The following is a 12,693-nucleotide window of genomic DNA, read 5'->3' as shown; positions in this document are numbered from 1 at the left end:
GGGCGTCGGGTGCTTGCCACCTGAGGCGTTGCCGAGCGGGCAGCGCCTGCGACGTCCCGCCCCAGCCAATGCCCATTGCCTGCCAGAGCACCGTGCCAGCCTTGCTGGAGACGGTGCTCTGGCACGTTCATTTTTCGACCGCCCGCGTGGAGACATCCTGTGGCAGAGCCCACCTTCCTGTGGCACGACTACGAGACCTTCGGCGCCGACCCGCGCCGTGACCGTCCTTCGCAGTTCGCGGCCATCCGTACCGATGCTGACTTCAATGAGATCGGCGAGCCGCTGACCCTCTATTGCAAGCCGGCCGATGACTTCCTGCCCCAGCCGATGGCGTGTCTGATCACCGGCATCACCCCGCAGCAGGCCGAGCGTCGCGGCATTCCCGAGGCCGAGTTCGCCGGGCGCATCAATGACGAGATGAGCGTGCCGGGGACCTGCACGCTGGGCTACAACAGCCTGCGCTTCGATGATGAAGTCAGCCGTCATCTGTTCTACCGCAACTTCCTCGACCCCTACGGGCGTGAGTGGCAGAACGGCAATTCGCGCTGGGACCTGATCGATGTCGTGCGCGCCTTCCATGCCCTGCGCCCGGAGGGCATCGAATGGCCCAAACGAGAAGATGGTGCGCCCAGCTTCCGTCTGGAGCACCTGACGGCGGCCAATGGCATCGAGCACGCCGGCGCGCATGACGCGCTGGTGGATGTGCGCGCCACCATCGCGCTGGCACGCCTGCTCAAGTCGCGCAATGCGCGGCTGTTCGATTACCTGCTCAAGCTGCGCAACAAGCGCCATGTCGCCAGTCTGCTGGATATCGGCGCACGCAAGCCGATGCTGCACATCTCGCGTCGCTATCCGGCCTCGCGGGCCTGTGGCGCGCTGGTGGTGCCGCTGGCGGAGCATCCTTCGAATGCCAATGGCGTGATCGTCTATGACCTCTCGGTCGACCCGGCACCGTTGATGGAGCTGTCACCGGAAGAGATTCGTGCTCGCGTCTTCGCTAGTGCCGATGACCTCGCGGAAGGCGAGGAGCGGATTCCGCTCAAGGTCATCCATCTCAACAAGAGTCCGGTGCTGCTGCCGGCCAATGCGCTCAAGGATGTGTCCGGGACGCATGAGGGCGAGTACGGCGAGATCGCCGCGCGCTTCAAGATCGACCCCGCCCAGTGTCGCGTGCACTGGAAGTGGCTGAAGGACAACGCCGGTGTCGGCGTGAAGGTGGCGCAGGTATTCGCCGAGGCGCCGCCGGCCGGCCCGGCTGATCCGGACTTGATGCTCTATTCCGGTGGCTTCTTCTCGCCCGCGGACCGCAAGGAGATGGAGCGTGTGCGCGCCACCCATCCCGAGGCGCTCGACGATACGCCGTTCGCCTTCCAGGATGGCCGACTCGAGGAGATGCTGTTCCGCTATCGTGCGCGCAGTTACGGCTACACGCTCAATTCCGCCGAGCGCGAACGCTGGGAGCAGTGGCGTTGGGAGCGCATGAACGATGAGCAGGTCGCGAGCCTGACCGTGAAGGGCTTCGTCAGCGAGATCCAGCGGCTGGCCCAGAGCGAACAGGACCCGGACCGCGTGCAGATTCTCGAAGAACTGGCGATGTACGTGGAAGGCATCATGCCGCCGCAGGCCTTCGGCTGATGACGGGCTAGCCGGCCTGCTGTGCTTGCCGGCAAGGCATGAATGAACAAGACCCCGACGCGGTTATTGAACTGCACCTCGTCGGGGTCTTGTCGTTTCAGACGCCCGTCCGGTGAGGACAGGTGCCTTGTTTGCCCGTCAAGCCGCTGGCGGGCCGGCGAGACTCAATGCTGAGCATTGCCGCTGGCCTCGGCTGAGGGTGCCGCCAGGGTCGCGCCTGTCTCGGCGCGCGGCGCCTCGGGCAGCGGCGGCAGGTCCAGTTCGGTAAGGCGCTGGTCGAAGTCGCTGGGCGTGCCGGGGTCGAAGGCCAGTTCCAGCGCGCTGGAGGCATTCAGCTGCTGCCAGATGGCGCGGATATCCTGCGCGCTGACCTGCTCGACGGCCGCGACCAGTTGCTGGCGGCGGTCAAAGCCTGTCCAGCCGAAGCTCAGCTCGCTCCAGTTGCGCGCTGCCAGCTCGGACAGTTTGCGGGGCTTCTGGGTCAGGCTGTCGACGACGGCGTCGCGGTAGCTGGCAAGCGCGGCCTCATCCAGCGACTTTACGCGGCTGTCGAAGCGGGTGAGGAAGGCATCCATGCGCGAAAACAGCGTCTTGCTGTCCTTGGACGGCGACTGCACCAGCAGGCTCAACCCCGGCGCATCCAGCATGGGCGAATAGCGTGCGGAGACGATATAGCCGAGTTGCTCCTCGGTGCGCAGCTGGCTGTAGAAGGGCGCTTCGAGCAGCTGGCCCAGCACCGCGATGCGTGCCTGGGACTGCAGCGTACGGTCCTTGCCCTGCAGGTAGCGCAGGGCGCCGGCATCGCCGCGTGTGCTGTCCGGGCGCAGTACCGTGTGCTGGGTGACCTGACGCACTTCCAGGTCTGGCACCGCCTCGCGCGTGATGCGCGGCGCAAGGCCGTTGATCACCAGCTGACCGGTCTCGCGGGCCTGGTCGGCGGTCAGGTTGCCGGTCACCATCGCCTGCACGTGCAGCTTGGCAAGGAAGCGCTTGCGGAAGCTGTCCAGTGACTGGGCGTCGATCTTGTCCAGGGCCGCCAGTTGTTGCGCGGCGGTACTCGGCAGGCCGACCAGCGTTTCACTGAGGCTGCGGCCCAGGCGCGTGTAGAGCGGTGCCTGAGCGCGGTTCTGCAGGCTGCGACGCAGGCGTTGAGTGATGCGCTCCAGGGTGGCGGGGGCCATCTCGCCGTTCACCAGCTGGTCGAGCACTTCACGCATTTCCGGCTGCTGACCATCACGCCAGCCACTGAACTGTAGGGTGATGCCACGCCCATGGGCATAGACCAGCGCATCCTGCCCCGCCAGACGTGCCGGATACAGACGCGCGTTGAGGTTGTCATTCAGCCACGCCGCCAGCACCTGACTCATGGCCTGGTCATCCACCGAGCGACTGACGTCGGGATTGAGCAGACCGAAGCGCCATTCGGCCTTCGGCACGCCGAAGCTCGCATCGCCCTGATACCAGAGCTCGGCACCGGGCTCATCGATCAACTGGCTCGGCTTGGCGTCGGCCAGGTCGAGTACGCGGAAGTCCTTGGCCAGATAGGGGTTGGGCCTGGGCAGCGCCAGCTGGCTGGCCAGGGTGTCGTCGCCGGCGGTCTGAGCAGCGGCATCCGCCGTCAGGCGCGTCAGGGTGTAGGGCGCCTTGAACCACTCGCCCTGCTGATCCCCCTCCACCTGCGGGCCGGAGTAGACCTCCAGCAGGTTGTCGGGTGTCAGACGAGCGAGGGTGTCCTTGATCAGGTCCGGGTCGAAGTCCTGCATCAGGTAGGGTGCCGCCAGCACGTCCTCGATCGGGTAGCGCGTCATCATCATCGCCAGATTGCTGGCCAGATTGACCGGCGAGCTGCGCTGCTGGAAGCGGAAACTCTGCTCGCCCAGCTGTGCCTGTTCGGTATAGCGCCAGTCGTTGATGCCCTCAGCGCGGATCAGCGCCAGGTAGTCGAACAGCGCGGCACGGATCTCCGCCTGATGCTGCGCGCCTTCCGGGGTCAGGCTGATGTCGACGCTGAGCAGGGCATGCTCGCCATCACTGAGGCCGTCGCCGGCCGAGAGGCCATCTGCCCAGCCCTTGTCCTTTAGCACCGCCAGCAGACTGCCTTCGCCCTCATGACCGATCAGGTTGGCCAGGTAGCTGACCGGCTGTGAGCGGTAGTGGGCAATCGGGTCGTCGATGGGGAACATGAACGACAGCTTGCGCTCCTGCTTGAGCGCCTTGACCTCAAGGCGTGCCGGTAGCTCGTCACCGCTGGCCAGGGGCGTGGTGATCTCGGGGCGCGACAGCCCGCGGTCGGGCACATCACTGAAGTTGTCACGGGCCAGCTGTTCGAGCGTTTCCAATGACTGCGGCCCGACCAGTGACAGGCGCATCACGTTGGCGCCGTAGTGGGCCTGATAGAAGTCGACCAGTCGCTGGCGCAGGCTGCCGGCCTCTGTGTCCTTGAGGGTCTCGAGGCTGCCGACACTGAAGCGGTTGAAGGGGTGTTCCGGGTTGAGGGCCGCTTCGACAGCCTCGTAGATACGCCGGCCATCGTCCTGCAGGCGCGCCTGATATTCGGAATTGACCGCATGGCGCTCGCGATCCACGTAGTCGGCATTGAACTGCGGCGCGACGAAGAAGCGTGCAAAGCGCGGCAGCGCCTCATCGAAGGCATCCGGGTCGATGTCGAAGAAGTAGTTGGTGTCCTGGCTGGCGGTGAAGGCGTTGTGCTGGCCGCCATGCTTGGTGATGAAGTCCTGGTAGGCATCCGGCTTCGGATAACGATCGGTGCCGAGGAACAGCATGTGCTCCAGGAAGTGTGCCAGCCCCGGGACATCGTCGGGGTCCTGGGCGCTGCCGACTTCGACATCGACGGCGGCGGCGGCCTTGTCGGCCTTGGCATCACTGACCAGCAGGACCTTGAGGCCGTTGTCGAGGGTCAGGCTGCGATAAAGTCGCTGGTCGTTCTCGCTCTTGATGACGGGACTGGCCTGCTCGGCTCTGGCGGGCGCCGTGCTTGAGGCGGAGTTGGCGGCCGGCGCAAGGGACGACGCGGGCGCGGAAGCCGGGCGGGTATCGGCTTGGCTGATGGCCGGCGCCAGACCACTCATGACGATGGCGGCAATGGCCGTGCTCAGTGCAAGAGGGCGAAATCCTGAAGGCAGTGACATCTTCTCTCCTGATTCATGCCACCGCTGCTCGGGCAGGTGGCGCTGACTCGGTGATGGTTCTCATTGGGCGAACATGCGCGCGAGGCGGTAGAGCGATGCAGTGCCGCCATCCTCGATACGTGCCGTCGGCGCAGGCGGATTCAGGTCAGCATCGGGCCGGTGGGGTGCGCGACGCTCCACTCCTGATGCTCGGGGTCGTTGACGAGGCGTGCGACCGGGAAGGCGGCCAGGCTGGCGTTCGGTGTCAGCATGCTGCGTACCGTCTCCAGCGGCGTCTCGGCATTCAGCCAGTCGCGTACCTGATGCGGCGCAATCACGGCGGGCATGCGATCGGTCAGGCGTGACGTGACCCCGGCACACTCGACACTGATCAGCGCGAAGCTGTCGCGCCCCTCGGGGGGCAGCCCCTCCATCAGGGGGGCGCTGAAGTGGCGCGTCCACAGGGCGGCCAGCAACAGCGGGGCGCGGGTCGGGTGCGTGACCAGAAACGGCTGCTTCATGCGCGGTTGTTCCTTCCACACATAGACACCGCCGACGGGGATCAGTGCCCGCTGGCTGATGAACGACTCGCGGAACATGCGTCGCGTTTCCAGCGACTCTGCCCGCGCCACGTGCGGGGCGTGGTCCATGATCTCCAGCCAACTGGGAGTCAGGCCCCAGAGTGCCGGCACCAGGCGCAGGCGGGGGCCTTCCATGCGCAGCATCGAGGCGGGCATGCGCGGGGCGCGATTGGCGCTGACCAGCAGTTCGCTGCGCAACTGGCGTTCGAGCGCGGGAGTCGCCAGCGACCCGAACAGCTCGTCGGGGGGCAGGTCAGCGGGGTAGGGGGGGATATACAGACGACCGGCCACGAGAATCCTTTGAGGCGATGAGGCGAAGGGAACATGCAGCGGCAGCTGCTGCCTGAGATGGGGTGTGGATCGCGCTGCACGCCACGGATGCCAGCATGCCACACCTTGGTGGTGCTTGCGTTTGTGCTCAGTCTCGATATGCTGGACGGAAACACTGTTCGATTCAATGACCGATACGGGGTGCTCCAAGAGATGCCCGCTAGGCGTCGCAACCCTTTGCCCACCCGTGCTGTCCGAACACACACCGCGTCAGATTCGCTACGCGGTAACGCATCTCAAGCATCAGAGGAATTCGATGGCCCGTCCACGTCAGCATGCACCGGAAGCGCTGCATGCGCGGGTAATGGAGACCTGCGATGAATGGCTCAAAGAGCAGCCCGTTCACGCCCTGTCTCTGCGCAACCTGGCTCGCGAAGTCGGTTGTGCGCCCAGCACCCTGCTCAAGCTTTATGGCAGCTTCGGCAACCTGCTCCAGCACGTCAATCTGGCGACGCTGGACAGGCTGCGCGATGCGATAGCCGGACAGGAGACGCCGAGTCCTTCGGAACGCCTCAAGGCCCTGGCGCGCGCCTACTGGGGCTTCGCCCAGCGCGACCCTTACCGCTGGCAGCTGCTGTTCGACTTCCCGCTTGCGCAGGAAGGTGAGCTGGACCAGCGTCAGAACGCGATGATCGAAGGGCTGTTCGAGCGTGTGGAGGGGGCCTTGGTCGAGTACGCCCCACGCGTCGAGTCCGTCGAGGCCAAGCGCATGGCGCGCACGCTGTGGGGTAGCGTGCACGGTCTGGTGCAGCTGGGCATGAACGAGCGTCTGGGACTCTGGCAGGGGCAGCCACTGGAAGTGACGGAGCTGCTCGATCAGTTGCTGGACACCATGTTGGCGGGGCTCAAGGTGCGCAGCGAGGCTGCGTGTGCGGGGGATGCCACGGAAGCTGGCAAATGAGTCGAGAACTGCTCCGGCGACCCCGTTTTGCGCCCTTCTTCTGGACCCAGGCCCTCGGGGCCTTCAATGACAATCTGTTCAAGAACGCCTTGCTGCTGCTGATGACCTTCGTGGTCATCGAGCAGCGGGGCTGGGACACCGGCATCGTCAACAACCTGGCGGCCGGTCTGTTCATCCTGCCTTTTCTGCTGTTCTCCGCCTGGGGCGGCCTGTTGGCTGACCGCCTCGACAAGCAGCGCCTGATCGTGCGGCTCAAGTGGCTGGAGCTGGCCACCATGAGCGTGGCGGCCGGCGCCTTGATCTTCGAGGCCTGGGAGTTGCTGCTGGCGCTGCTGTTCATGATGGGCACCCAGTCGGCGCTCTTCGGCCCGGTCAAGTACGCCATCCTGCCCCAGCACCTCAAGCCGGATGAGCTGGTCAGCGGCAATGCCTGGGTCGAGCTGGGCACCTTCCTCGCCATCCTGATCGGTACCCTTGCCGCCGCGGCCTTGATGGCGCTGGGCGGCGAGCTGGCACGCTGGGCGCTGTCCGCATCGCTGGTCTCCCTGTCTCTTCTAGGCGTGATGGCGGCCGGCAAGATTCCGCCGGCACCCTCCGCTTCGCCCGGCCCTGTGCCGTGGCGGCCTCTCTCCGGCAGCATCGCGGTGATGCGTGAAGGGCTGAGCAACCGCCGGCTACGCTGGGCGCTGCTGGGCATCAGTGCCTTCTGGTTCCTCGGCGCCAGCTATCTGACGCAGTTGCCGGCCTATGCGCGCGATATCGTGCATGGGGCCGAAGGGGCGACCTCTGCCTTGCTGGCGGCCTTCGCCATCGGCATCGGGCTGGGGTCGCTGGCCTGTGAACGTGTCTCGCGCGGGCGTCTCGAGACGGGGCTGGTGCCCTTCGGCGCGCTGATCATCTTCGCTGGCGGGCTGGATCTTGCCCTGCGCCCTGCGCTGGCCGAGGCGCAGATGGCCACACCGCTGATCGAGCTGCTGGGCATCGCCGGTTTCTGGCGCATGTGGCTGGATCTCGGTGTCATCGGCTTCGGCGGCGGCCTCTATATCGTGCCGCTTTATACCCTGCTGCAGATTCGCAGTCCTGAAGATCACCGCGCGCGCATGATCGCCGCCAACAACGTGCTCAATGCCCTGCTGATGGTGCTGTCGGCCGGTGCCGGCATTCTGGTGCTGGGCGTGATGGGGCGCGATATTCCGGACTTCCTGCTGCTGCTGTCCCTGATCAGCGGGCTGATCGCGGTGGTCTGCATGCTGCGTGACCCGCGGCCCTTCCTGCGCCTCAATATCTTCATCCTCATCCACCTGATGTATCGCCTACACCTCAAGGGACGCTGGCGGATACCGGCGGAAGGGGCGGCGCTGGTGGTGTGCAATCACGTCAGCTTCATGGATGCGCTGATTCTGGGCGGGGCCAGTCCGCGCCCGCTGCGTTTCCTGATGGATGCCGAGATATATCACTCGCCGTGGCTGAAGTGGTTCTTCCGCATCGCCGGGGCGATTCCGGTGGACTCCTCGCGCAAGGACCCGGCAGGGGTGCGCCGCTCGCTGGAGGAAGTCGGCAAGGCGCTGCGCGAGGGAGAGGTCGTGATGATCTTCCCCGAGGGCAAGCTGACGCGCGACGGTGAGGTCGGGCGCTTCCGGCGCGGGCTGGAGTTGATTCTGGCGCGTGACCCGGTGCCGGTGATTCCGATGGCGCTGGGTGGCCTGTGGGGCTCCTGGTTCTCCCACGGCGGCGGGCCTGCCTTCGCCAAGTTTCCGCGGCGCCTGCGCGGGCGCGTAGAGCTGTGTGTCGGGCGTACCTTCGACCCTGTCGGCACCAAGGCGGTGGAACTCGAAGAGGCGGTGCGTGATCTGCATCGCAAGGCGACACGCCTGGCGCGCTCCCGCTAGCCGCTCACTTTTATCAGTGCTGCATGAAAATGCCGCCCATGCCGACACGATCGTCAGGCAGGGGCGGCATTTCTCGTTCTGGCGACCAGCAGATGGCTACTGGTGGTGAGCGCGGCGTCGCGTCAGTCGCTGGACTGCTCGGAGGGAGCGGTGTGGCGCGTGACCCAGAAGCCGAAGCCACCGATGGCCCAGGCGCCCAGCATGACCAGCGGCACTGCCAGCATGTCGTCGCCGCTCAGCCACAGGCTGGCCAGGGCGCCATAGAGACCGCCGCCGAGATACAGCACCGTGCCGGAGATGGCATTGGCGGCACCATGGCCACGTGCGAACAGCGACTGGTAGTCGGCCATCACGTTGGGCGTGATCATGCCGCCGGCGCCCAGCACGAACAGGATGCCCGGAATCAGGGTGGCGACCTGGACGTTGTCGGTGATGACCAGCGAGATCAGCCAGGTGATGCCGATCCCCTGTATGCACAGCGCCACCTGAACCAGCTTGCGCGTGCGCAGATGCTTGAGGCCGAAGTGGTTGAGGCGGTTGCCGATCAGCATCGCGCCGACATTGGCGCCGAAGGCCAGCGCGAACTCACCGGAGTTCAGCCCCAGCACGCCCTGATAGAGATAGCTCGCGTTGGTCAGGAAGGTGAACATGATGCCGGGTCCGCACAGCAGCAGCATCAGGTGCCCGGGGACGCCGCGCGTGGTCAGTACCGTGCGATAGCTGGCCAATGCGCCGCGCAGGCTGAGCGGTGAACGCTCGCAGGCAGGCAGGGTCTCCGGCAGCCATTGGCGAATGGCGACTCCGGCGATCACGCCATAGACGGCCAGGCCGATGAAGACCATCTGCCAGGTGCTCAGTGCCAGGATGAGGGCGCCGAGGCTGGGGGCGACCAGCGGGGCTGCCATCAGCACCATCATGACGTTGGTCATCAGGCGTGCGGCGTCCTTGCCGGTCGCGACATCGCGCACCACGGTGCGAGAGACGCCGCCGGTCATGCCGGTCGCGATCCCCTGCAGGACACGGAAGACCATCAGCCATTCCAGGCTATGCGTCATGGCGCAGCCGAGGCTCGCGATCAAGAACAGCACGATGCCGCCCAGCGCGATCGGGCGACGGCCCAGGCTGTCCGACAGCGGGCCACCACTCAGCTGACCGAAGGCGTAGCCGGCCAGGAAGAAGGTGATGGTCAGGCCGAGGCGGGAGTGATCGACACCGAGTTCCGCGGCCATGGCGGGGATGGCTGGCAGGAAGGCATCCATCGATAGCGGGGCAAGCGCCACCATCAGGGCCAGCAGCACGGTGAAGTGAGGTTGTCGATGCAGGGCGGGGGACGCCGTTGGGGCGGAAGCTGAAGTCATGAGGGCCATTCGAAGGTTGTGGGGCATTGCAGGGGGAGCGGTGAGTCAGCCTGCTCTGGCGCAGGTCCGTGACGTCTGGCGCTGGCGGGCAGCGCGAACGCGCACAGCATAGCGTGGGTTCGGGCCGCTTGCGTGTCGTGGTCTGCAACACCGTATTGCAGCTGGTTCTTGCACCTGAGCCGCTGCGTCTGAGCACCTGCAAATGAGCACCCGCAAAGGAGTACCTGCAAGTGAGCACCTGGGCGAGTTGCCGTGCCCCAGACGCGACAGGCCCGCCAATTGGCGGGCCTGTCGTCGAGAGTGCCGTGCTGCGTGGCAATGCGGGTGGCGCGTCAGCTGCGTGTGGTGCGAGCCGCCTGCCAGCAGCGTGCCGAGGTGATCTGGTTGTCCTTCACCTGCTGGATCTCGATGCGCGTGGTGCCGATGGCGAGACTGGCCGGGGCATCCGGGAAGGATTCCAGATGTTCCAGAATCAGGCCGTTGAGCGTCTTGGGGCCGTCAGTCGGCAGCTGCCAGCCGATGGCCTTGTTGATCTCGCGGATGTTGGCGGTGCCTTCGATCACGTAGCTGCCGTTGTCCTGCGGGTGGATCTCCTGATGCGTACCGGCGACATCGGTGGTGAACTCGCCGACGATCTCCTCGAGGATGTCCTCCAGCGTCGCCAGCCCCTGCACATCGCCATACTCGTCGACCACGATGCCGATGCGGCGCTTCTGCTTCTGGAAGTTGAGCAGCTGGGTATGCAGCGGCGTGGATTCCGGGATGAAGTAGGGCTCGCGGGCTTCCTGGATGATGGAGGCCTTGGTGACCTCGTCCAGTGACAGGAAGCGTGCCGCGTTGCGCAGGTGCAGGATGCCGATGATGTTGTTGATGTCACCCTTGTAGACCGGCACCCGCGTGTGCTGACTGGCGCGGATATGGCTGAGGATGATGTCGAGATCATCGTCCAGGTCGATGCCGAAGATCTCCTGACGCGGCACCATGATGTCATCGACGGTGACGTTCTCGAGATCGAGAATCGACAGCAGCATGCCCTGGTGGCGACGCGGGATCATGCTGCCGGCTTCGTGGACCACGGTGCGCAGCTCGTCACGGGTCAGGCTGTCGGCGCCGCCGCTGACATCGCGCACGCCGAACAGGCGCAGCAGGCCATTGGAGATGCCATTGACCAGCCAGACCAGCGGGTAGAGCAGCTTGAGCAACGGTTCCAGCACCAGCGAGGCCGGATAGGCGATGCGCTCCGGATTCACGGCGGCCATGGTCTTGGGCGTCACTTCGGCAAAGATCAGCACCACGATGGTCAGCACGGCGGTCGAGACGGCCGGACCCGAGACATCACCGAAGTAATGGATCGCGATGATGGTCGCCAGCGAGGCGGCCAGGTTGTTGACGAAGTTGTTGCCGATCAGGATGACGCCGATCAGGCGGTCCGGACGGGAAAGCAGGCGGGTAACACGCTTGGCGCCGCGCTCACCGCCCTTGGCGCGGTGACTGAGACGGTAGCGGTTGATCGACATCATGCCGGTCTCGGAACTCGAGAAGAAGGCAGACAGGATGATCAGGATGACCAGTAGGCCGAACAGCAGCCCCAACGGGGTGTCGTCGCTCAAGAGTGAAGGGTCCTCGGTGGCGGATTTAGGCGCATGATACTGACACGCTCGCTGCAATGCATCAGGCGCAGCGAGCGATCTCTGTCGGGGTGGCAGGGCTTAGTGGGAAAATACCACTTGCAGCACGAACTTGGTGCCGAAGAAGGCCAGCGCCAGTACCAGGCAGCCGCCCAGTGTCCAGCGGGCGGCACGCTGGCCGCGCCAGCCCAGTACGTGATGCCCGAACAGCAGCACGGCGAAGATGATCCAGGCGCCGAGGCTGAGCACCGTCTTGTGAGCCAGATGCTGGGCGAACATGTTGTCCAGATAGATGGTGCCGCTGATGATCGACACGCTGAGCAGGATCATGCCGGCCCAGATCAGCTCGAACAGCGCGCGTTCCATGCTGGTCAGTGCCGGCAGCACCTGGACGATGCCGCGGGTATGGCGCTTCTTGAGCGCGTGCTGTTGCAGCGACAGCAGTCCGGCCTGCATGGCGGCGATGCTGAAGAAGGCCAACGCCGCCACCGAGGTGAAGATGTGGGCGACCAGACCGGGGGAGAGCGGGTTCTCGGTGGTGGCGCTCGGCAGATTCATCACGCCGAGCACGCAGGCGGCGGCGACCGGGAACAGCGCCGCGCCCCCGGCGATCACCGGCTTGAACAGGCTGGCGATGACCAACAGCAGGCAGATGGCCCAGCTGACAAGCGAAGCGCTCTCGAACAGTCCGAGGTGCAGCGCGCCACCGTGGTTGAGCGTGACCCAGACGATGACGGCATGGCAGGCGACGGCGATCAGCGCCAGACTGCGCACCAGACGCGTGCGTGCCGGGACGCGGCGTGTCAGGGTAAGGCCCTGCCAGAGGCCGGCGCCGAGATAGAAGATGATGGCCAGAAAGGCAAAAGGCAGAGCCTGCATGTGCTGTTGTCCAGGTGCCGGAGGGTAGCGGGAGATCAGGCCTCGCATGAGGCACTGTCTATCTGCAGAGACTATACCGAATGCGCCGCCGGGATTGCATCCACTCGCGGTGTCCTGTCGCGTGCTCTGACGGGCGATGAGGCCTGCGCGGCGACAGACTCCGCATTGCATGACGATTGTCGGCGCTGCTTCCTTCATGCATGTCATCGCCAGTGATGGCGGCTTGCAAGTCTTGCATGCATGGAGACACGGCCGCCCTGTGCGTATAATGCGCGACAGGATAACCATTCACGCGCTGGGGCGTCATGCCGTGCGCCGGTCACGAGGTGGCTTACGCCCTCGTCCCCGCAGCGCGGACCCCAGA

General features: G+C 65.5%; 8 protein-coding genes. 3 read left to right on the top strand and 5 right to left on the bottom strand.

The window, feature by feature from the left end; all coding sequences use genetic code 11:
- Positions 1–159: 159 nt before the first annotated feature.
- On the top strand, positions 160–1,635 hold the full coding sequence (sbcB, locus tag LCW13_RS15965) for an exodeoxyribonuclease I (protein ID WP_225347371.1): 1,476 nt from the start codon (positions 160–162) through the stop codon (positions 1,633–1,635).
- Between the two features lie 164 nt (positions 1,636–1,799).
- Here sbcB and LCW13_RS15960 read toward each other — a convergent pair whose 3' ends face one another.
- Together LCW13_RS15960 and LCW13_RS15955 are read right to left on the bottom strand one after the other, a co-directional pair.
- Entirely contained in the window at positions 1,800–4,784 is a 2,985-nt protein-coding gene (locus tag LCW13_RS15960; RefSeq protein ID WP_225347370.1) for an insulinase family protein, read from the bottom strand.
- Between the two features lie 140 nt (positions 4,785–4,924).
- The gene (locus LCW13_RS15955) at positions 4,925–5,635 is read right to left on the bottom strand and encodes an SOS response-associated peptidase (protein WP_084589627.1); all 711 of its coding nucleotides are present in this window, start codon (positions 5,633–5,635) and stop codon (positions 4,925–4,927) included.
- Positions 5,636–5,930: 295 nt separating this feature from the next.
- Between LCW13_RS15955 and LCW13_RS15950 the strand changes: the two genes are divergently transcribed.
- Positions 5,931–6,575, top strand: a complete 645-nt coding sequence (locus LCW13_RS15950) for a TetR/AcrR family transcriptional regulator (protein ID WP_043336466.1) — start codon at positions 5,931–5,933, stop codon at positions 6,573–6,575.
- Positions 6,572–8,464, top strand: coding sequence for an MFS transporter (locus LCW13_RS15945; RefSeq protein WP_192839485.1), 1,893 nt, complete (start codon positions 6,572–6,574; stop codon positions 8,462–8,464). The genes LCW13_RS15950 and LCW13_RS15945 overlap by 4 nt, the downstream gene beginning before the upstream one ends.
- 122 nt (positions 8,465–8,586) lie before the next feature.
- Here LCW13_RS15945 and LCW13_RS15940 read toward each other — a convergent pair whose 3' ends face one another.
- The 3 genes from LCW13_RS15940 to LCW13_RS15930 form a co-directional block, all read right to left on the bottom strand.
- Positions 8,587–9,822, bottom strand: coding sequence for a multidrug effflux MFS transporter (locus tag LCW13_RS15940; RefSeq protein ID WP_225347369.1), 1,236 nt, complete (start codon positions 9,820–9,822; stop codon positions 8,587–8,589).
- A 332-nt stretch (positions 9,823–10,154) separates the two neighbouring features.
- The gene (locus LCW13_RS15935; RefSeq protein WP_043336457.1) at positions 10,155–11,432 is read right to left on the bottom strand and encodes an HlyC/CorC family transporter; all 1,278 of its coding nucleotides are present in this window, start codon (positions 11,430–11,432) and stop codon (positions 10,155–10,157) included.
- Positions 11,433–11,531: 99 nt separating this feature from the next.
- Positions 11,532–12,329: a cytochrome C assembly family protein gene (locus LCW13_RS15930; RefSeq protein ID WP_043336454.1), complete on the bottom strand. Its 798-nt coding sequence runs from the start codon at positions 12,327–12,329 to the stop codon at positions 11,532–11,534.
- Between the last annotated feature and the right edge of the window lie 364 nt (positions 12,330–12,693).

Source organism: Cobetia amphilecti (assembly GCF_020217465.1).
In the GTDB taxonomy this organism is placed as follows: domain Bacteria; phylum Pseudomonadota; class Gammaproteobacteria; order Pseudomonadales; family Halomonadaceae; genus Cobetia; species Cobetia amphilecti.
This window is presented reverse-complemented; position numbering and strand designations above follow the sequence as displayed.

What these genes read in the sequence shown, in the direction of transcription:
- LCW13_RS15950 (WP_043336466.1), top strand. Translation starts at nt 5,931, where the DNA reads ATGGCCCGTCCACGTCAGCATGCACCGGAAGCGCTGCATGCGCGGGTA.
- LCW13_RS15940 (WP_225347369.1), bottom strand. Translation starts at nt 9,822, where the DNA reads ATGACTTCAGCTTCCGCCCCAACGGCGTCCCCCGCCCTGCATCGACAA.
- LCW13_RS15960 (WP_225347370.1), bottom strand. Translation starts at nt 4,784, where the DNA reads ATGTCACTGCCTTCAGGATTTCGCCCTCTTGCACTGAGCACGGCCATT.
- LCW13_RS15930 (WP_043336454.1), bottom strand. Translation starts at nt 12,329, where the DNA reads ATGCAGGCTCTGCCTTTTGCCTTTCTGGCCATCATCTTCTATCTCGGC.
- LCW13_RS15945 (WP_192839485.1), top strand. Translation starts at nt 6,572, where the DNA reads ATGAGTCGAGAACTGCTCCGGCGACCCCGTTTTGCGCCCTTCTTCTGG.